Source organism: Nocardia nova NBRC 15556, from assembly GCF_001613005.1.
Classification (GTDB): domain Bacteria; phylum Actinomycetota; class Actinomycetes; order Mycobacteriales; family Mycobacteriaceae; genus Nocardia; species Nocardia nova.
On sequence record NZ_BDBN01000077.1, the window covers coordinates 1 to 20,205 of the forward strand.

15 protein-coding genes, 4 tRNA genes and 1 pseudogene are annotated in these 20,205 nt (G+C 67.1%); 8 read left to right on the forward strand and 12 right to left on the reverse strand.

From position 1 onward, the window contains the following. The 4 genes and pseudogenes from NN2_RS26930 to NN2_RS26945 all read right to left on the reverse strand — a co-directional run. Nucleotides 1-518: pseudogene (locus NN2_RS26930) on the reverse strand (hypothetical protein); the annotation flags it as partial. A 176-nt stretch (nt 519-694) separates the two neighbouring features. Next, nucleotides 695-1,816, reverse strand: coding sequence for a tRNA dihydrouridine synthase DusB (dusB, locus tag NN2_RS26935; protein ID WP_197516698.1), 1,122 nt, complete (start codon nt 1,814-1,816; stop codon nt 695-697). Nucleotides 1,817-1,958: 142 nt separating this feature from the next. Continuing rightward, the gene (locus NN2_RS26940; protein WP_063017025.1) at nt 1,959-2,924 is read right to left on the reverse strand and encodes an acyl-ACP desaturase; all 966 of its coding nucleotides are present in this window, start codon (nt 2,922-2,924) and stop codon (nt 1,959-1,961) included. Between the two features lie 336 nt (nt 2,925-3,260). Then, a tRNA-Lys gene (locus NN2_RS26945) sits at nt 3,261-3,333 on the reverse strand. Between the two features lie 920 nt (nt 3,334-4,253). On the opposite strand from NN2_RS26945, the gene NN2_RS26950 reads away from it, so the two are divergent. The 8 genes from NN2_RS26950 to NN2_RS26985 all read left to right on the forward strand — a co-directional run bounded on the left by NN2_RS26950 (nt 4,254) and on the right by NN2_RS26985 (nt 12,118). Then, nucleotides 4,254-4,919, forward strand: a complete 666-nt coding sequence (locus tag NN2_RS26950; protein ID WP_063017027.1) for a TetR family transcriptional regulator — start codon at nt 4,254-4,256, stop codon at nt 4,917-4,919. 91 nt (nt 4,920-5,010) lie between these two features. Further along, nucleotides 5,011-5,083: transfer RNA gene (locus NN2_RS26955), tRNA-Glu, on the forward strand. A 28-nt stretch (nt 5,084-5,111) separates the two neighbouring features. Beyond that, nucleotides 5,112-5,185, forward strand: a tRNA-Asp gene (locus NN2_RS26960). A gap of 32 nt (nt 5,186-5,217) precedes the next feature. Next, nucleotides 5,218-5,291, forward strand: a tRNA-Phe gene (locus NN2_RS26965). Nucleotides 5,292-6,008: 717 nt separating this feature from the next. Beyond that, nucleotides 6,009-7,280 (forward strand): PucR family transcriptional regulator, encoded by a 1,272-nt coding sequence (locus NN2_RS26970; RefSeq protein ID WP_063017029.1) that lies wholly within the window; start codon nt 6,009-6,011, stop codon nt 7,278-7,280. Between the two features lie 152 nt (nt 7,281-7,432). Then, the gene (locus tag NN2_RS26975; RefSeq protein WP_063017030.1) at nt 7,433-8,878 is read left to right on the forward strand and encodes a class I adenylate-forming enzyme family protein; all 1,446 of its coding nucleotides are present in this window, start codon (nt 7,433-7,435) and stop codon (nt 8,876-8,878) included. A 28-nt stretch (nt 8,879-8,906) separates the two neighbouring features. Beyond that, nucleotides 8,907-10,703, forward strand: a complete 1,797-nt coding sequence (locus NN2_RS38255; protein WP_063017032.1) for a DUF3556 domain-containing protein — start codon at nt 8,907-8,909, stop codon at nt 10,701-10,703. Beyond that, complete coding sequence (locus NN2_RS26985) at nt 10,700-12,118, forward strand: phytoene desaturase family protein (RefSeq protein ID WP_063017034.1); 1,419 nt, start codon at nt 10,700-10,702, stop codon at nt 12,116-12,118. The genes NN2_RS38255 and NN2_RS26985 overlap by 4 nt, the downstream gene beginning before the upstream one ends. Before the next feature lie 39 nt (nt 12,119-12,157). Here NN2_RS26985 and NN2_RS26990 read toward each other — a convergent pair whose 3' ends face one another. From NN2_RS26990 to NN2_RS27025, 8 genes are all read right to left on the reverse strand, one after another. Further along, a complete protein-coding gene (locus NN2_RS26990) occupies nt 12,158-12,844 on the reverse strand; it encodes a DUF1345 domain-containing protein (protein WP_030517465.1) in 687 nt (228 codons plus the stop codon). A gap of 153 nt (nt 12,845-12,997) precedes the next feature. Further along, on the reverse strand, nt 12,998-13,876 hold the full coding sequence (locus NN2_RS26995) for a DUF1295 domain-containing protein (protein WP_063017036.1): 879 nt from the start codon (nt 13,874-13,876) through the stop codon (nt 12,998-13,000). 88 nt (nt 13,877-13,964) lie between these two features. Then, nucleotides 13,965-14,708 (reverse strand): enoyl-CoA hydratase/isomerase family protein, encoded by a 744-nt coding sequence (locus NN2_RS27000; protein ID WP_063017041.1) that lies wholly within the window; start codon nt 14,706-14,708, stop codon nt 13,965-13,967. Nucleotides 14,709-14,714: 6 nt separating this feature from the next. Next, nucleotides 14,715-15,377 carry a TetR/AcrR family transcriptional regulator gene (locus NN2_RS27005; RefSeq protein WP_063017043.1) on the reverse strand — a complete coding sequence of 221 codons (663 nt, stop codon included), beginning with the start codon at nt 15,375-15,377 and terminating at the stop codon, nt 14,715-14,717. Between the two features lie 73 nt (nt 15,378-15,450). Next, complete coding sequence (locus tag NN2_RS27010) at nt 15,451-16,599, reverse strand: acyl-CoA dehydrogenase family protein (protein ID WP_063017045.1); 1,149 nt, start codon at nt 16,597-16,599, stop codon at nt 15,451-15,453. Nucleotides 16,600-16,610: 11 nt separating this feature from the next. Beyond that, nucleotides 16,611-17,798, reverse strand: a complete 1,188-nt coding sequence (locus NN2_RS27015; protein ID WP_030517470.1) for an acyl-CoA dehydrogenase — start codon at nt 17,796-17,798, stop codon at nt 16,611-16,613. After that, entirely contained in the window at nt 17,795-19,438 is a 1,644-nt protein-coding gene (locus tag NN2_RS27020) for a class I adenylate-forming enzyme family protein (RefSeq protein WP_063017047.1), read from the reverse strand. Before NN2_RS27020 ends, NN2_RS27015 begins: the two co-directional genes overlap by 4 nt. A 26-nt stretch (nt 19,439-19,464) precedes the next feature. Continuing rightward, nucleotides 19,465-20,199, reverse strand: a complete 735-nt coding sequence (locus tag NN2_RS27025; RefSeq protein ID WP_063017048.1) for an SDR family NAD(P)-dependent oxidoreductase — start codon at nt 20,197-20,199, stop codon at nt 19,465-19,467. Nucleotides 20,200-20,205 lie beyond the last annotated feature (6 nt).

Here is a 20,205-nt window from a genome sequence, read left to right on the forward strand (position 1 = left end):
CCCGATGCGCCGGTCGGCGCCTGCCCGCGGGCCGTGGGCCCGGGTGCTGCGGGTCCGGGTGCTGCGGGACGTGGCGCGGCGCCGGGGGCGAGGTCGCGGGGATCGACCCGGCGTTCGCTGCCGCCCCGGCCGGGCGGGTTCGGAGGCTGGGCGGCTCGCGGGTTGCCGCGACCTGCCGTCCGGTTCGCACCGGTGGCGGGCCGGGCGGTGTTATCCGTTGTGCGCCCGCGGTTTCCGGCCTGACGGCCGGCGTCCTCCGGCTGCGGGTTACGACCGCGGCCGGAGCCGCTCTCGCCCGCTTTGCGGCGCTTGTCCGCGGCCTCGTCCTTGCGGCGACGCTCGATACGTTCACTGTCGACCCGCTGAACGAGGTCGTGGACGGTGATCGGCTTGGAGGTCTGCGGTTCGTCCGCACGCCGGTTGCGAGGGGCGTCGTCGGAATCCGGCGCAGGGTATCGCTCCCACGGGGCGCGACCTCCGGGCCGGGACGAACGCCCGCGCCGATCGTCGTCACCCACCAACGAACCTCACTTCACTCTTCGTCGCGACCGGAGCTGTCGATTCCATCACTCCGGTGGCGGCACGCGCAGTCACATCCGGCCGAATCGGCCCCAGCCATGATAACGATTACGCCACAGTTGGCCACTTCTAAACCAGCCATCACTGTCGGCGCAGGTCGGAGAGTATCTGCGCGTCAGCCTCCGCTGTGCATCACATCGGCGGCCGCGGGCACGGTGGGATCCTCGGGATCGTCGAGCCAGCCCTCCGGCAGCACCACCTTCGCCGCGGGTGAGCCCTGTCGCCCGCGCGGTCCCTGCGCATCCGTGGGGAACGGCACATCCGGCGGCAGCTGGTCGATCAGCTCGCGCAACTGGGTCAGGCTGCCCACGGTCGCGAAGCTGCGGCGCAGCTGCGAACCGAGCGGGAAGCCCATGAAGTACCAGGCCATATGTTTGCGGATATCGCGCATGGCCTTGTCCTCGCCGTCGTGGTCGACGAGCAGCGTCGCGTGCCGGTACAGGATCTCGCCGACCCGGCCCAGTCGCGGTCCCTCCGGAATCGGCTCCCCGCGCAGCGCGGCGCTCAGCTCGGCGAACAGCCACGGTCTGCCCAAGCAGCCGCGTCCGACGACCACACCGTCACAACCGGTTTCGGCGATCATCGCGAGTGCGTCTGCGGCGCTGAAGATATCGCCGTTGCCGAGTACCGGGATCGTGGTGACGGCTTCCTTGAGCCGCGCGATGGCCGACCAGTCGGCCGTGCCGGAATACAGCTGCGCGGCGGTACGGGCGTGCAGCGACACCGCGGCGGCGCCCTCGGCCTCGGCGATGCGTCCGGTGTCGAGATAGGTCTGATGGTCGTCGTCGATGCCGATGCGGAATTTGAATGTCACCGGGACACCGGCGGGTTCGGCCGCCGCGACCATCTCCCGCACGATCTCGGCGAACAGCCGCCGCTTGTAGGGCAGCGCCGCACCCCCGCCGAGCCGGGTGACCTTCTTCACGGGACAGCCGAGGTTCATATCGATGTGGTCGGCCCACCCCTCGCCGACGATGATGCGCACCGCCTCGCCGAGCGTCTTCGGGTCCACGCCGTAGAGCTGCATCGAGCGGGGATGTTCGTCCTCGTCGAAGGCCATCATGTGCAGCGTCTTCTCGTGCCGCTCGACCACCGCGCGGGCGGTGATCATCTCGCAGACGTAGATCGAGGTGCGGCTGCCGAATTCGCGGCACAGCTTGCGGAACGCGACATTGGTGATCCCGGCCATCGGGGCGAGCACCACCGGCGGATCGACGGGGTAGGGGCCGATTCGCAATCCGGTTCTGGTGTCGAGTGCCGCGGTCACGAGTTCCAGTGTCCCATCCGAATGACAGTGCGAGAGATCACAGGGGTGCCCTGTGCGTGCGACGGGACCGGTGCCGTGCGGCACCGGTCCCGGTCGTAGTCGTGCGGTGAGCTCAGCTCGCCGCGGTGAGGTCGCGTTCGCGCTTGGCGGCCTCGCGGGCCAGCATGCGGTCGCGCTGCTCCTCGAACTTCAGGACGTCCTTGCCCAGCTGGTCGAGGAACAGGCCGAGCCGCTCGCGGGTCGCCTCGCCGCGCGCGGTGAAGTCGTCGCGCTCGAAGATGCGCCACTTCTTCAGCACCGGCTGGACGACCTCTTCGAGGTGCTGGCGCAGGTCGTAGATGCCGTGCTTGGCCATCAGCACACCGTTGCGGCGGAAGTTCGGCATTCCGGCGCCGGGCATCTGGAAGTTCTCGAGGATCAGGGTGATCGCGTCGAGGGCCTGGTCGGGCGCCAGATCCAGCGCCGCACCGCACATGTTGCGGTAGAAGATCATGTGCAGGTTCTCGTCGGCGGCGACGCGCTGCAGCATGCGGTCGGCGATCGCGTCGTCGCACACCTTGCCGGTGTTGCGGTGGCTGACGCGGGTGGCCAGCTCCTGGAAGGTCACATAGGCGACCGAGTGCAGGAAGCCGGCGTCGGCCTCGGCAGGGGAGGCGAAGCCGTTGGTCATGTGGACCATGCGGGCCTGTTCCAGCGCCACCGGGTCCACGCCGCGGGTGACCACGAGGTAGTCGCGCATCACGATGCCGTGGCGGTTCTCCTCGGCGGTCCAGCGACCGACCCAGGTTCCCCAGGCGCCGTCCTGGGAGAAGTTCTCGGCGATTTCGCGGTGGTAGGAGGGCAGGTTGTCCTCGGTGAGGAGGTTGGTGATCATCGCGGCCTTCGCCACTTCACTGAGCTTCGACTGCTCCGGATCCCAGTCGACGCCGCCCAGCGCGGCGAAGTTGCGCCCCTCGTCCCACGGCACGTAGTCGTGCGGGTGCCATTCCTTGGCCATCGAAAGGTGCCGGTTGACGTTTTCTTCGGCAACCGGCTCCAACTCCGTCAGCAGCTCGAGTTGAGTCAGATCCCTTGCCATACATACGCCCTTCGGTGTTGTCCTGCGATATTGCTGGTCGCCCCCCTGCTGGCCGTGCCGCCGCCGCCCATACCTTACGGCACCGTAGGTGTGATGCGAAGCGCACCTGTATGAGTTCACAGCATCGGTGACGGAACTCATAAGGGTGTTCGGCACATGCCCCAACCGGTGCGAGTGTAGGTGGGAGACCTGTGCGCCAACGGTGTATCGCCTGGGAGTCGTGAACGTTAGCCGAGCATCGGATTTCTGGGTCCCGGGTGCCCGCGCCGCTGGTCGCGGCACGAAACAGAGCCCGAGACGACGATGGGCCGGAACTCTCGCTCCGGCCCATCGGTGTGCCCCCACCAGGGCTCGAACCTGGGACCTGCGGATTAAAAGTCCGTAGCTCTACCAACTGAGCTATAGGGGCGCGGTCCGCAAGTCTAATGTTTCGCGCGCGGAAGTGGTAACCGGTATCCGTGTGACGGTGTGGCGGTGGGCATCTGCCCTGGTGGCGCGGCCCTCCGGGGCGAAGTGGCGGATGCCGGGAGCGGGATCGCCGCCGGCGGGACCCGGGGCGCCTCCTGAACGCCGGGCGACGTCCGCCCGACCCGGCCCGGTGGACCTGTGCCCGGATCGGCCGGCCCGGCAGCGCCGGGGCGTTCCCGTATACCCGGCCGATTCTCGGGCAATCTCCTTGCTCAGCAATTTGTTTCAGCGCGGAAGTGTGGAAACATTGTCCAAACGTAGTGCGTGACAACATATTTGGTACGGGAGGTGATCGTGTCGGTGGATCCGCCCGGTGGCCGACCGCAGCGGCCGGGATGAGTCCCGGGTATCGACGGTGCCGGCCGTGGTGGTGAACATTGCTGGGGCGCGCCGGAATTCGCATACGCGGGCGCTAACCGGGCATTTGCCACGAGCGGTCCCGGTTTCCGGTGAAGTGACTCCTCGGTACGTGGCGCGTCGTCTCGGGATTCGGGGTACGGTGATCGCTTGGTGAATTCCGGCGAAACCGGGAGATCTTCCGGCGGTTGGGATTCGGCCGAAGGTTGTTGTGCCGGCACATGTCGCGATCGGCCGGGCCGGTCGCGAGGTCGGAGGAGACGACGTCGCAGGAGGCGGATCCGAGACGAACAAAACGCCCGGGTGCGCACCCCCTGCGGCGCACCCGGACGTCGAAACTATACCAGCTGGTGTGTTTCAGGTATCCCTGCGAATTTTCGTACCAAAAGTCTGAAAGCCGGGCGGTAGCCCGGAATTAAGTATTTGAAAATCTAATAACTTCTCGTCGAGGACCGTCCCCTATCGGTTCCTCCGGCGGCAAGCAGCTTCGGAGGCGTTTCGAGCATGGCACGGCAGCAAGAGCGGGCCCGCCGGACACGGGCGGCGATCATCAGGTCCGCCGCCGTTGAATTCGGGAAGAGCGGCTACGCCGCGGCATCGCTGAATCGCATATTGGAGGGATCGCGCGCGACCAAGGGCGCGATGTACTTCCATTTCGATTCCAAGGAGGATCTGGCCCGGGCGGTGCTGGACGCTGCCGTCGAACGATATCGGGCGACCACCGAAAGGTGGCTGGCCAGAACGGATCTCGAGCCGCTGGACATCATGCACGGGATGATCGACGAGGTCGCGCTGCGCCTGGAGAACGACATCATCGCCCAGGCGGAGTTCCGGCTCGTGATCGAACCCGAGTTCTATCAGGACGCGCGGTCGGGCGGCAGCCGGATCGTCAGCCGGTCGGCGCGACTGCTCGCGGTGCGTGCCGTCGACCGCAAGCAACTGCGCCTGGACACCGACCCGGACCGGTTCACCCGCACCCTGGCGGCCGCGCTGGCCGGACAGCGCTACATCATCGATCTGCTCGGCGGCGGGGTCGATCTGCGCACCCGGTTCACCGAGGCGCTGGAGGTGATCATCGAGGCGATGGCGACTCAGGATTGGCTCGAGGAGTTCCGCCGGCACGGCTGGAAGGCCTCGGCACGCCTGGAAGATCTGAATCTGGGCCTCTGACCAGCCGATTTGGGAATAGCGCAAAGCCTGTCATAAGCTATGCGAGCTCCCAACGGAAGCCGTTGAGGTACGGACCGGAGAGATCCGGCGGGCCCCCTTCGTCTAGCGGCCTAGGACGCCGCCCTTTCAAGGCGGTAGCGCGGGTTCGAATCCCGTAGGGGGTACGGTGGCAACACCGTTGAGAGCATGCAAGGCCCTGTGGCGCAGTTGGTTAGCGCGCCGCCCTGTCACGGCGGAGGTCGCGGGTTCGAGTCCCGTCAGGGTCGCTTTGTTGTACGGCATTCGGTTCGGGTGCCCCGGCCAGGTAGCTCAGTTGGTACGAGCGTCCGCCTGAAAAGCGGAAGGTCGCCGGTTCGATCCCGGCCTTGGCCACTTTGAAATCCCCTCGACCTGTGGTCGGGGGGATTTTTTGTCTTCGACGGCCATGACTGGTCCCGGATGAACGGGGCGCCCCGCGGAACCCTTCGCGCGCCGCTGCTCTCAACAGCTACCCGAACCGCTCGAACCAGCCGAGCCGCTCCACGTGGCACACCCGGCCGAGCCGCTTCCGCCAGGAGGGGGGAAGGTCGGGAGAGGAGGAGGAAAGGTCGGGAGGGGAGGAGGGAAGGTCGGGAGGGGAGGGGGAAAGGTCGGGGAGGGAGCCGATGTCTGCGGCTGGCCGGGGGGTGCGGAGAACGCGAGTGTCAGCGCGACGAAGGACGCCGTGATCGCTGCGGCAGCGATCGACCCGATGCGGGTCGTACGGCGGGCCATCCACGGAGCTCGTTCCGATACGAGTTTCTTCATGCGATGTTCCTCCAGGTTGTGTGGAGCGACGCATACGTGGCCGGTAGCAAACCCCTCCCGACCCGACCGTGAGCCTGTAATGGCAGGTCAGGAGCGCAGCGGGTGACCGACCGTGGGTTCACAGCATACGTCCGGGTACGCGTCGTATCCGGTAGCGACAGCCCGGCGGGGAACCGGATCTTCTCGTCTCGGACCGGTCGCTGATCGCGCCGAGACAGATTCCACATCCGCCTTTGTTCCGGGAGGACGAATTTCGGGCGGAACGCCGGTCGAGGTGGGCGTTCGGGGCCTACCGTCCGTGGTGTGACGAAGGCGCACGACGGCGAGGTCGGTTCGGGAGAATATGTGGCCCGGATCGCCGCGCGGATGAACGAGCAGGTGACCGGGGTCAGCTCGCTCATCAAGGATGCGCTCGAACAGCTCATACCGGAGTTGCGGGGGGATGCGCGGACGGTGGAGTTGCTGGGGGCGAGTGTCGAGGGGAATGTCGACACGATTCTGCATGCGCTGCGGCACGGCATCGCGGTGGAGCGGATCACCGCGCCGACCGCCGCGCTGGAATACGCCCGGCGGCTCGCGCAGCACGGGGTTCCGGTGAACGCGCTGGTGCGGGCGTATCGGCTGGGGCAGCGGCGGTTGACCGAGCTGGTCTTCGCGGAGCTGCACGCCATAGATATGGAGCCGACCACCCGGATCGCGGTGATCGAGGAGATCACCGACGTGCTGTTCGCCTACATCGACTGGATCTCACAGCAGGTCGTCGCGGTCTACGAGGAGGAACGTGAGCGGTGGCTGGAGAACCGGAACAGCGTGCGCGCCATGCGAGTCCGCGAGATGCTGGCCCAGGACACGGCCGTCGACGTGGACGACGCCACCGCCGCGATCCGGTATCCGTTGCGCCGGCATCACGTGGCGATGGTGCTCTGGTACCCGGACGCCGACTCCGACAGCGACGACCTGGCCCGGTTGCAGCGGTTCGTCCGTGAACTGGCCGGTGCCGTCGATGCCGCCGCCGCTCCGCTGTTCGCCGCGGCCGACCGCACCAGCGGGTGGGTCTGGTTGCCGTTCACCTCGGATCCCGGCGATCCGGCCGAGCAGATCCGCCGGTTCGCCCTCGGCCGGCCCGATACTCCGCACATCGCGATCGGGGCGGTGGGGGTGGGAGTCGACGGATTCCGCCGGTCCCACCGCCAGGCCCAGCAGGCCCGCGCCGTGGCGGCACGGCGCGGGCCCGAGGACAAGATCGTGGCGTCCACCGATCCCGGATTGATGGCGGCCGCCTTACTCGGCGGGAATCCGGCCGCGGTCCGGGACTGGGTGGCCGACGTTCTCGGTCCACTGGCCACCGACACCGCGAGCGATGCGCGGCTGCGCGACACCCTGCGGGTATTTCTCCGGACCGGGTCCAGTTACAAGGCGGCCGCGCAGGAACTGGATCTGCACTACAACTCGGTGAAATACCGGGTGGGCCGGGCCGTGTCGCGGCGTGGCCGGCCCATCGCCGACGCCCGGCTCGACGTGGAACTCGCACTGCTGGTGTGCCACTGGTACGGCAAGACGGTCCTCACTCGCTGACCATCGAACGCGCTCCGAGGTCTCGGCGCGTGATCTTTGTCTCGCAGAGACAAGACTTCGGCAGTAATTCGTCCACGGACGACGGTGTGGTCCAGCTCACTGATTCCTAGCGTTGACGTATCCGTTCGACACCGAGGATTCAGGACCCGTCCATGCACCTTTCCGAGTTGCCCGACCTTCGAAGCCGCCACGATCCCGGCGCACCCTGTGTGGCCGACGATCAGGTCGAGTTGACCAACGCCGAATTCGCCGACGCGGTGCGGCGGGCCGCCACCGCGTTTGCCGCACAGGGAGTTTCGCCCGGTGACGTGGTCGCGGTGATGCTGCCGAACACCGTGACGCTGGTGGTATCCCTGTTCGCCGCATGGCGTCTGGGCGCCGCGGTGACGCCGATCAATCCGTCGCTCGTTCCGGCCGAGGTCGGCTTTCAGGGCGCCGACGCCGGCGCCAAGGTCCTGGTCACCGATCGGCCGATGGATATCGGGATCACCGTGCTCACCCCGGCCGAGCTCACCGCGCCCCCGCCCGCCGATACCACCGCCGAAGTCCGCGACGACGCGCTGGCCCTGCTGGTCTACACCAGCGGGACCACCGGGCGGCCCAAGGGCGTGATGCTCGACCACGCGAATCTGAAGGCCATGTGCGCCATGGTGATCGGCGCCTTCGAACTCACGGCCGCCGACCACAGCCTCCTGATCCTGCCGCTGTTCCACGTCAACGGGATCGTGGTGAGCACCCTCGCCCCGCTGCTCGCCGGTGGGCGCACCACGATCGCGGGCCGGTTCGCCCCCGGCACGTTCTTCGCCCGGCTCGAACGCAGTGGCGCCACCTACTTCTCCGCGGTGCCGACCATCTACACGATGCTGGCCGACCTGCCGCCGGAGGTCACCCCCGATACCTCGGCGGTGCGTTTCGCGGTGTGTGGCGCGGCGCCTGCCAGTGCCGAACTGCTGCGGAAGTTCGAAAGCCGTTACGGCATATCGATCGTCGAGGGTTACGGATTGTCCGAGGGCACCTGTGCGAGCGTGGTCAACCCGCTGCGTGGCCGCCGCAAGCCGGGCACGGTCGGTCTCCCGCTGCCCGGCCAGTCCATCCGCATCGCCGACCCGGACGGCACACCGGTCGCCGACGGCGCCGCGGGCGAGGTCCTGATCCAGGGCCCGAATGTCATGCGTGGCTACCTGAATCGGCCGGAGGACACGGCTCGCACAGTTGTCGACGGCTGGCTGCGCACCGGCGATATCGGCCGGATCGACGAGGACGGCTATCTCGTCCTGGTGGACCGCGCCAAGGACATGATCATCCGGGGCGGCGAGAACATCTATCCCAAGGAGATCGAGAGCGTCGTCTACCAGCTGCCCGAGGTCGCCGAGGCCGCGGTGGTCGGCCGGGCCAGCGAGCTCTACGGCGAGGAGCCGGTGCTGTTCCTCGCCCTGAATTCCGGCGCCACTCTCACCGCCGAACAGGTGCTCGCCCATACCCGGCGCAATTTGTCGAAATACAAACTGCCCGTGGCGATCACTTTCCTCGACGACCTGCCCAAGAACGCCGTCGGCAAACTCGACAAACCGTCGCTGCGCCGCGTGCCGACCGCCTGATCCGCCCCCACGAGAAGGAGATATTCCGATGGGATTCACCAAGCCGGATCTGCCGGCCGTCGATCCGGACACATTCCTGCAGCAACCGCTGATGGAGCGCATGCGCATCCTCGGCGCCGATTGGGCCGAGAACGGCTTCGGCTCACCGAAAATGGTGCATTGCGTCTACATCCTCAAGTTGATCGTGCTCTACGCGATCGGCGGAATCACCGTGGCCACACTGACTTCCGGCCTGCCGGCGTTCTGGCATGTCGTCGAATGGTGGAATCAGCCGATCGTCTATCAGAAGGCCGTCGTCTGGACGGTGCTGCTGGAGGTTCTCGGCCTCGCCGGTTCCTGGGGCCCGTTGGCCGGCAAGGTCAAACCGATGACCGGCGGCATCCTCTTCTGGGCCCGACCCGGCACGATCCGGCAACGCCCGTGGGCGTGGATGCCCGGCACCGGCGGTGATCGCCGCACCTGGTTCGACGTCACCCTGTATCTGGCCCTGCTCGCGAGTTTGGTGATCGCGCTGGTTCTGCCCGGCGCGCACAGTGATTCGCTCGCGGCGGTACTTCCGGGCAACACCTCCGGGCTCATCGCGCCCGCCGCGCTGGCGGCGCCGATCGTGCTGCTGATCCTCAACGGCCTGCGCGACAAGGTCGTCTTCCTCGGCGCCCGCGGCGAGCAATATCTGCCGGCGCTGATCGCGTTCACGGTGTTCCCGTTCGTGAACATGATCGTCGCGTTGAAACTGCTGATCGTGGTCGTCTGGGTGTGCGCCGGCTTCTCCAAACTCGGCAAGCATTTCTCCAACGTGGTGCCGCCGATGGTGTCCAACAGCCCGTCGGTGCCGTTCAAATCGGTGAAACGCGCGCACTACAAGGATTTCCCGCGCGATATGCGTCCCTCCGGCATCGCGCATTTCATGGCCCACGTCAACGGCACCTGCGTGGAGATGCTGGTTCCGCTGGTGCTGTTGTTCTCCACGAACAAGTGGGTGACCCTGGTCGCGGTGCTGATCATGGTGATCTTCCACCTCTTCATCGTGTCCACCTTCCCGCTGGCGGTGCCGTTGGAATGGAACGTGCTGTTCGCCTACGCCACCGTCTTCCTGTTCCTGGGCTTCCCCGCCTGGAACGGATACGCCGTGTGGGACATGTCGCCGGTGTGGCTGGTCGTTCCGGTGGTCGCCGCGCTGCTGTTCTTCCCGGTGCTCGGCAATCTGCGGCCCGACAAGGTCTCGTTCCTGCCGTCGATGCGGCAGTACGCGGGCAACTGGGCCTCGGCGGTGTGGACGTTCACCCCGGGCGCCGAGGAGAAGTTGAACCGGGTGACCCGCTCGGCCCGCAATCAGATCGATCAGTTCATCGAATTCGGTTACGACCCGCAGTGGGCGGAGATCACCTTGCAGAAGACGATTGCCTGGCGCACCCTGCACAGCCAGGGGCGGGGCCTGTTCTCGCTGCTGATCTCACGGCTGCCCGATATCGATTCGCGCACGGTCCGGGAGGGGGAGTTCCTCTGCAACTCGATCGTGGGGTTCAATTTCGGTGACGGCCACTTCCACGACGAGGAGATGATCCGCGCGGTGCAGGACGAGGCTCGCTTCGAACCCGGCGAATGTGTGATCGCCTGGGTGGAGTCGGAGGCGTTCGGCAGCGGCGTGCAGCACTACAAGCTGATCGACGCCGCGCTGGGCGTGATCGAACGCGGCACCTGGAATGTCGCCGATGCCGTCGCCGAGCAGCCGTGGCTGCCCAACGGTCCGATTCCGTTGCGGCCCATCTGGGTTCGCCCGGTGCAGACCGAGCCCAGCCAGGACGATTTCGGAGTGGTGGCGTGACAACCGCACTGGTGGTCGGCGGCGGGCCCAACGGGCTCGCCGCCGCCGTCGCCCTCGCCTCCGAAGGTGTCGAGGTCACCGTGCTCGAGGCTGCCGAGCAGATCGGCGGCGGTACGCGCAGCAGCGAGGCCATCGTTCCCGGTCTGCTGCACGATCACTGCTCGGCCATCCACCCGATGGCCGTCGGGTCACCGTTCCTCGCCGGCCTGGGGCTCGACCGCTACGGACTGACCTGGCGGTTGCCCGAGATCGATTGTGTGCATCCGCTCGACGACGGCAGCGCAGGGGTGCTGTACCGCTCGGTCGAGCAGACCGCGGCCGGGCTCGGTCGCGACGGCTCGCGCTGGCGACTGGCATTCGACCGCCCGGTGCGCCGCTACGACGCGCTGAGCGAGGACATCATGCGCCCGCTGCTGCGCGTACCGCATCACCCGTTGACGTTGGCTCGCTTCGGGATGCCGACGCTGCTGCCCGGTTCGGCCTTCGCCCGGGTGTTCCGCACCGAGCAGGCGCGGGCACTGTTCGGTGGCGTTGCGGTCCATGCCTTCCGGCCGCTGCACCATCCGCTCACATCGGCCGTCGGCCTCGGCATCCTCACCGCCGGTCATCGGCACGGCTGGGCGGTGGCCGAAGGCGGATCACAGGCGATTGCGGATGCGCTGGCGGCGCTGCTGGCGGAGCTGGGCGGAAAGATCGAGACCGGGGTGCGGGTCGAGTCGGCGGCACAGTTGCCGCCGGCCGACATCACCATGTTCGATCTGGCGCCCGATGCCGTCGCTCGTATTCTCGGCGATCGGTTACCGCGACGAGTTCGGCATGCGTTCGCCCGTTTCCGGCGCGGGCCCGGGGCCTACAAGGTCGACTTCGCGGTCGCCGGTGGGGTGCCGTGGACCGCTCCGCACGCGCACCGGGCGGGGACCGTGCACCTCGGCGGGACCTACGCGGAGGTGGCCGCCGGTGAACGCGAGATCCACGCGGGCCGGATGCCCGAGCGTCCTTTCGTACTGGTCGGGCAGCAGTATCTGGCCGATCCACAACGTTCGGCCGGTGACATTCACCCGGTGTGGAGTTACGCCCATGTGCCCAACGGCTATTCGGGCGATGCGACCGAGGCGATCATCGCGCAGATCGAGCGGTTCGCCCCCGGCTTCCGGGAACGCATTGTGGGACAGGCGGTTCGCTCGACCACCGAGATGGCCGTGTACAACCCGAACTATGTCGGCGGCGACATCATGACCGGCGCCAAGGACATTCGCCAGCTGATGTTCGGACCGCGAACCACGTTGTCGCCCTATAGCCTCGGCGTTCGCGGCATGTACATCTGCTCGGCAGCGACCCCGCCCGGACCGGGCGCCCACGGCATGTGCGGCGCCAATGCCGCCCGGCTCGCGGTGGCCGAACTGGTGGACCGGTAGGCGAGCCGCTCCGGCGGCTCGGAAAACTCCGCGCCGTCCTCACTTCAAGACGTTGACCGCCCGCGCGATGACCAGTGCCGCGGTGATCAGCGACAACGCGGATTCGGCCATCATCAGCGTCTTGGCCCAGCGCGTCATCGGCATCACATCGGTGGGGCTGAACGCGGTGGCATTGGTGAACGACAGGTAGAGGTAGTCGAGGAATTCCGGCTCCCAGTCGGCGGGGGAGAGCTCGGGATTCTGCATCTGGACGAACAGGAAATCGGGTAGCTGTTCGCGGGCGTGCGCCCGTGCGGCCGGGCCGCCGCGATCGAGTTCCCAGAACCAGAGCGCGAATACGGTGACGTTGGTCAGCCAGATCGCCGCGCCGGAACCGAGCAGGACCGGCGGATCGTTGCTGAGCGTGCCGTTGATCAGGCCGGCCACCAGCCGGAACACCGACCAGGCGGTGGCGATGCCGAGCAGCGCCGACAACCCCAGGCTGCACCAACGCAGCCAGATCTCCTCACGGTCCAGGCGCACCGGGCTACTCGCCACCAGCACGATCAGCAGCACCGTTTCCAGCATCGGCAGCAGCCAGACCGGGCGCAGCTGAAAGTGATCGGGTAGCAGCACTTGCAGGACGATGATGCCCACCATCGCGGCCGTCGCCGCCCAGCGTGATTCGCCGGCCGTGCGGCGTGCCCACGCCGGAACGTCGTCGGTGTCGTTCTCGGAACCGCTCACCCGTGCAGTATTGCCCGCTGCGTGCCCGTCGGCAGCATGGCACGCGCTCGGGTCGCTACCGGTCGGTGGCCGCCACGTCGCCCACCGCGAAGACGTCGTCGAACCCACGACGCGCAGGGTCGGCAGCACCCCCGATGACGACCCGAGGTCCGGTCATGCCGCTCGTTTCCGCGGCGGCAGGGGAACGAATACCGAAACCCTGTGCACCACATCCCGATACGCCGGCCGCCGCTGCAGGCTGCGCTGTTCCATCATCGGAATGCTGACGCCCACGAACATCGCCACCATGGTCACCACCCCCGCGAGAACCCACCAGCTGCCCGGGGCGGCCGCGAGCCCGAACAGGCCGAACGAGAGCCAGACGCCGCACTCGCCGAAATAGTTCGGATGCCGCGACCACGCCCACACCCCGCGGTCCATGACCTGGCCCGGCGATGTGGTGGCGGCGAAGCGATGCATCTGCAGGTCGGCGACGGTTTCCAAGGCAACCGCACCCGCACCGATCACGACTGCGACGATATCGAGCGCACCGAACGGTTCGCCGGCGCGCGTCGCCACCACGTACACCGGAATCAGCCCGGCGAACACCTGCAGCGTCGGAAAGACGTGGATTCCGAACAGATCCGCGACGAAGGCGAACCTGCCCGCTCGTTCGCGCACCATCGGATAGCGCCAATCCTCATGGTGCATACCGGGAAAGGTCGTCACCCAGTTGGCGGTGAGCCGCACCGCCCACACCAGCATGACGGCCATCATCAGCCACCAGCGGGTCGTATTCGACGGCTCGTCGCTGCGAATCCACCAGTAGAAGGCCAGCAGGGGCGGGATCACGCTCCAGTACGGGTCGTAGAAGCTGGAATTCCGGTAGATCCGGCTGAATACGAAGATCACAACCGTGGCGATCAAGTCGGCGATCAGGCCGTTCAACCACAGCTGTCCGGTATCCGGCCCCCACAGCAGCCAGGCGAGACCCGCGACGACGGCTACGACATAGGCCAGCGCGACTCGAACCAGGGCGCCCACTCTGCTCATGAGCGCACTCTAGGCATCGCGCGGCCGAGCGGAGCCGGATTCGGACAACAGCCGCAGCTCCGCCGAATCGACGCACGAGAAATTCGCCCTAGCGGGAAACGAATCGATCCAAGCGGCGCCCGGTTTCCTCGGTGTGGATGAGTGCCCCGATTTCGGTGCGCTCCAAGCCGTACCCGTCTCCGGTGCCCGCCGCGTCGATACACCGTTTGGCGGCGGTGTAGGCATCCGCGGGAAGATCGGCCAGGCGTTCGGCTAGCGTCATCGCCGTGGCCGCCGCATCGTCGACGGCCCAGTGCACGAGGCCGAGCCGCTCGGCCGTCGTCGCGTCGATCAGCTCCGCGCCGAGAATCAGCCGGTACGCGGTGGCCGGTCCGACCAGGCGGGTAAGCCGCTGAGTGCCACCGGCTCCCGGCAGCAAACCGATTCCGACCTCGGGCAACCCGATCTTCGCGGTCGCCCGCGCGACCCGGAAATCGCAGGCGAGGGCGAGTTCGAATCCGCCGCCGGTGGCCGCACCGCCGATCTCGGCGATCGTGGGTTTTTCCAGTGCCGCCAGGGCCGCGAACGCATCCTGCAGCAGCAGGCAGAACTTCTCCAGCCGCACACCCCGGTCGGGCAGTTCCCGCCACGAATCCATCATGGCGATATCGGCACCCGCGCTGAACACCTTCGCCGCACTGCGCACCACGACCGCACGCACCGCCGGATCGGCGCCGAATTCGGCTACCGCGGTGGCGAATTCACCGGCCTGTTCCTCATCGAAGGCATTGACCGGCGGGCGGTCGAGGGTGAGGACGCCGACGGCGCCGGTACGAGACAGCGTGACCGACAAGATAGTTCACTCCATGAGATGTCGATAGCGCTCGGCGACTCCGGGGGCGAGCACGGTGGGCAGCACGAAACGCACCTGTGCCCGGATGTACTGCTCGACGGTGTAGCGCGGCGCGAAATGCCAATGTTTGAGGGCCCAGGCGTGGGCGAGCATCATCAGGTTGAAGACGACGAGATCCGGATCGAGGTCGTTCATCAGACCCGCCGCGATACCCGCCTCGACGGCGGCCCGCAGCGGGGCGGAGGTTTCGACCTCGAGCTCCTTGATCCGTTCGCGGCCCTCCGGATCGAGGGTCCGGCTCTCCCGATAGGTCAGGACCACGGCGTCGAGATTCTCGTCGACGATTTCCACGTAGTGCCGGAAACCGGAGACGAGCCGCTCCACCGGATCGTCGCCGACCGCGTCCATGGCCGGAGCCAATTCGTCCCGGAAGGCGTCGAGAATATCGACGATCGCCGCGAGCAGCAGGTCTTCCTTACCGCCGAAATACTTGTAGATGAGTCCGACGCTCACATCGGCCTGATCCGCGAGCGCCTGCATCGACATCTGATGAAAGCCCGTGGTCTGCATGACGGCGACGGCCGCGTTGAGGAGTTGGCGCCGGCGCGAGCTGGTTCGCACCGCGCGCACCGCCTCCTCGAGTTCCATCGGTGCGGATCGCTTCGCCATCGGGCATACCCTTCCGTATCTGCGCAGTCGAATGAACGACGGTTCACTCAACTCTAGAGTGGTCCACCGAAAATCAGATGCCCAGCTCCTTCGCGATGATCGTCTTCATGATCTCGGTGGTGCCGCCGTAGATGCTCTGAATACGCGCGTCGACGAAGGCCCGCGAGACCGCGTATTCGCGCATATACCCGTAGCCGCCGTGCAACTGCAGGCAGCGGTCGGCCACTCGCATCTGTAATTCGGTGGTCCACCATTTCAGCCGGGCGGCGCGGGCCGCGGTGAGGCCGCCGGAAATGTGTTCGGCAAGGCAGTCGTCGAGGAAGGTCCGCGCGATATCGAGTTCGGTCGCCAATTCCGCCAGCACGAATTGCGTGTTCTGGAAGCTCGCGATCGAGGCGCCGAAGGCCTTGCGTTCGCGCACGTAGTCCAGGGTGTGCGCGAGCACTCCCTCGGCCGCCGCGACCGCGCCGACCGAGAGCGACAACCGCTCCTGCGGCAGATTCCGCACCAGCTGATAGAAGCCCTCGCCGTCGGCGCCGAGCCGGTTCGCCACCGGCACCCGCATCTCGGTGAAGGTGAGTTCGCTGGTGTCCTGGGCGTGCAGGCCGATCTTCTCCAGGTTGCGGCCGCGGCCGAATCCCGGTGTGTCGGCCTCGACGACCAGCAGCGTCAGCCCCTTGTGCTTGTCCTCGCCGGTGCGGACCGCGACCACGAACAGGTCACCGTTCTGCCCGTTCGAGATGAAGGTCTTGCTGCCGTCGACCACGTAATACTCGCCGTCGCGTACGGCGGTGGTGCGAATGCCGGTGAGATCGCTGCCCGTACCCGGTTCGGTCATGGCGATCCCCAGGACGGTCTCACCGGTGACGACGCCGGGCAGCCAGCGGGCCTTCTGCTCCTCGTCGGTGAGATCGGTCAGATAGGGAAGCACCACATCGTTCTGCAGGGAGAACGCGATACCCGCCGCGGCCGCACCCGCCCGCGTGATCTCCTCGATCACGATGGCGTGGTAGCGGAAATCCTCGACTCCCGGCCCACCGAAACGCTCCGGGACCGGGAAGCCGAGCAGTCCCAGCTTGCCCGCCTCGGTGAACAGCGATCGGTCCAGCCGGCCGGCGTGTTCCCAGTCCTCGTGGGCGGGCGCGACCGTCTGCCGGACGAAATCGCGGACCACGGAACGGAATTGGCGGTGTTCGGAGTCGTACTCCAGTCGTGCGTTCATGGGACCTCTTGTCAGCGGAAGGCGTTCTGGCCGGTGAAGGCCTGGCCGAGCACGAGTTGATGCATCTCCGGCGTCCCCTCGTAGGTGAGGACGGATTCGAGATTCACCATGTGCCGGATGATCGGATATTCGAGCGAAATACCGTTGCCGCCCAAAATGGTTCGCGCGGTGCGGCAGATCTCGATCGCCTCGCGGGTGTTGTTGAGTTTGCCGAAGCTCACCTGTTCGGGCCGCAGTCCCACCGAATCCTTGAGCCGGCCCAGATGCAGCGAAAGCAGTTGGCCCTTGTGCAGTTCGACGGCCATATCGGTGAGTTTGGCCTGGGTCAGCTGAAATCCGGCGATCGGACGTCCGAACTGATTGCGCTGCATCGAATAATCGCGAGCCGCTTGCCAGGCCGAGCGCGCCGCGCCCATCGAACCCCAGATGATGCCGTAGCGCGCCTCGGACAGACTCGACAGCGGCGCCTTGACGCCGCGGCCCTCGGGCATCATCGCCTCGGCGGGCAGGCGCACGTCGTCGAGGACCAGTTCGCTGGTGATCGAGGCGCGCAGCGACAGTTTGTGTTTGATGGTGTGTGCGCTGAAACCCTGGGTGTCGGTGGGGACGATGAAACCGCGGATGCCCTCGTCGGTGTTGGCCCACACCACCGCGACATCGGCGATCGAGCCGTTGGTGATCCACATCTTGCGCCCGTTGAGGATCCAGTCGTCACCGTCGCGCTTGGCGCGGGTCTGCATGGCCGCCGGATCGCTGCCCACATCCGGTTCGGTGAGGCCGAAGCAGCCGATGATCTCGCCCGTGGCCATACCCGGCAGCCACCGCTGCTTCTGTTCCTCCGAACCGTTGTTCCAGATGGAGAACATGGCCAGCGAGCCCTGCACCGAGACCAGCGAGCGGATACCGGAATCGCAGGCCTCGAGTTCCAGGCAGGCCAGACCGTAGTGCACGGCCGAGGCGCCGCTGCATCCGTAACCCTCGAGATGCATGCCGAGTACACCGAGCCTGCCGAATTCGCGGGCCAGATCGCGCGCGCCGGGCAGATCGCCGGCTTCGAACCAGTCGGCGATATGCGGGGTGATGTGCTCGGCGCAGAAGCCCCGCACACTGTCGCGCACGGCCCGTTCGTCCTCGGACAGCAGCGAATCGATGGCCAGCGGGTCGAGTGCGTCGAAGGCGGGGGGACGTTTCGCGCTCATGCGTTTTCCTTGTCCGGATAGGTGAACAGGCCGGCCGCGGCATCGTCGCGGGCCTGTTCGGTGAGTTTGTAATGCAATTTCTTGCCGGTGGCCGACACCGGCAGCGAATCCACGAAGCGGTAGGCGCGCGGGCGTTTGAACGCCGAGAGCATGGGATGGGTGCGGCAGTGCCGGTCCAGCTCCGCCACGCCCACTCCGGGCTCGGCGGCGACCACATAGGCCACCACCACCTGCCCCCAGCGCTCGTCGGGTATGCCCACCACCAGGCAATCGTCTACGCCGGGATGTTCGTTGAGCGCCTCCTCGACCTGGACGGGGTGGACGTTCTCGCCGCCGGACAGCAGCATGTCGTCCTTGCGTCCGACGATGGTGACGAATTCCTGCTCGTCCCAGGTGGCGAGGTCACCGATATACAACCAGCCGCGATGGAACTTGCGGGCCTCCTGATCGGGCGAGTCGACGTAGGCATTGGCGCCCTTCGGTGAGCGGACGATGACCTCGCCCACTTCCGTGCCGTCCTTGGCGACGGTCTCCTCCGGCTCGGCCAGCCGGTCGTCGAGTACCCGGACCACCGCCACGTCGTCGTCGATGCACGCGCGCCCGGCGGTTCCGGCCATGGCCGGCAGATCGGACGGGCGCAGGAAGGTGTTCCAGAATCCCTCGGTACTGCCGTATCCGTTGAAGATGTTGGGATTCAACACCTTCTGATAGCGCAGCGCCGCCTCGCGTTCCAGCGGAGCGCCCATCGTCACGATGCCGCGCAGGCTCGACAGGTCGCGGCGCCGGGCCTCCTGTGCGTGGGCGAGCATGGCCAGATTGGTCGGCGCGCCGATGAGGAAGGTCAGGCCGTAGCGCTGCACATGATCCAGGGTGGTGTCGGCGTCGAAGGCGCGCATCGGTACCAGGGAGGAGCCCAAGTAGAACGTGGGATTCGGTCCGGCGCAATACAATCCGCCGCGATGGAACCACGGGGTCATGTTCAGCGTCTTGTCCTCGGGCGACATCGGGAAATGCATGATGACGTCGTGTGCGCTGAAGATCTCCACCAGGCTGTTGAGCGGCACGCCCTTCGGCATCCCGGTGGTGCCGGAGGTGTACAGGCGGGTGGTCTCGTCCCACACCGTGCGATCCGGCTGGAGCGCCCGCGCCGTCGCCGCGACCAGGTCGTCGAAGCGGACCGCGCCCGGTAGCGGCTCACCCGGTCCCACCGCCACCAGCAGACCGGGCCGGAACTCACTGCGCTCCAACGCGTCTCGCACCATCGGCGTGAGGTCGGTGTCGTAGACGAAGACCCGCGGACGGTTCGAAGCGAGGATGTAGGACGTCTCACCGGCGGCGAGCCGGAAGTTCATCGGCGAGCCGACCGCTCCGGCGGCCTGCGTCGCCAGATAGAGCTCGGCGAACTCGACCCCGTTGAACAGCTGATATGCCACGACGTCACCCGGCTCGACACCGGCGTCGGCGAGGCCGGTGGCCAGCCGATCGACGCGGTCGCCCAGTTCGGCGTAGGTGACGGTCGTCCCGGTCGCCGGATCCTCGATCGCCGGGTGGTGGGCGTAGCGGTGGACGTTGCGCCGGAAACCGTTGAGGTAGGTGAAATCGTGTTCGAAGTACTGCCGGTAGGCATGGGCGTCGTACATCTGGTCCTCCGAAGTCGGCGCGGCGCTCAGCCGGCCATGGTGAGTCCGCCGCTGACGCTGAGCACCTGACCGGTGATGAACGACGCGTCGGGGGAGGCGAAGAACAGAGCCGGGGCGGCGACCTCCTCCGGCCGGGCGAGGCGGCGGAACGGAATCGCCTTGATCAGCGCCTCTTTCAGCTTCTCGTCCTGGGCCTGGAACAGCGGGGTGTCGGTCGGCCCGGGGCAGACGCAGTTGACGGTGATCGAGTAGCGGGCCATCTCGCGCGCCAGCGATTTGGTCAGGGCGATCACTCCGCCCTTGGCGCCGGCATAGATGGTTTCCCCGGAGCTGCCGACGCGCCCGGCGTCGCTGGCCAGGTTGACCACCCGACCGCCGCCGGCCTCCACCATGCCCGGCAGGAACGCGCTGCACATGTGCACCGGCCCCAGGTAGTTGATCGCGACCACCTTCTGCGCGAATTCCGGTGTGGCGTTGAGGAATTTGTCGGTGCGGTCCCAGCCGGCGGCATTGACCAGGATGTTCGGCACCCCGACCTCGGCGTGCACCCGATCGCGCAGGGCCTGCACCTGCTCGGCGTCGGCGATGTCGACCTGCATGGCGAAGATGCGGTCGGACTGCTGTTCGGCGGTGCGCTTGGCGGCGTCGAGATCCAGATCGGCGGCCACGACCCGGTCGCCGCGGGCGGCCAGGGCCAGGGTGATCGCCCGGCCGATACCCGAACCGGCTCCGGTGACTACCGCAATGGTGTTGTCGCTCATCGTGTT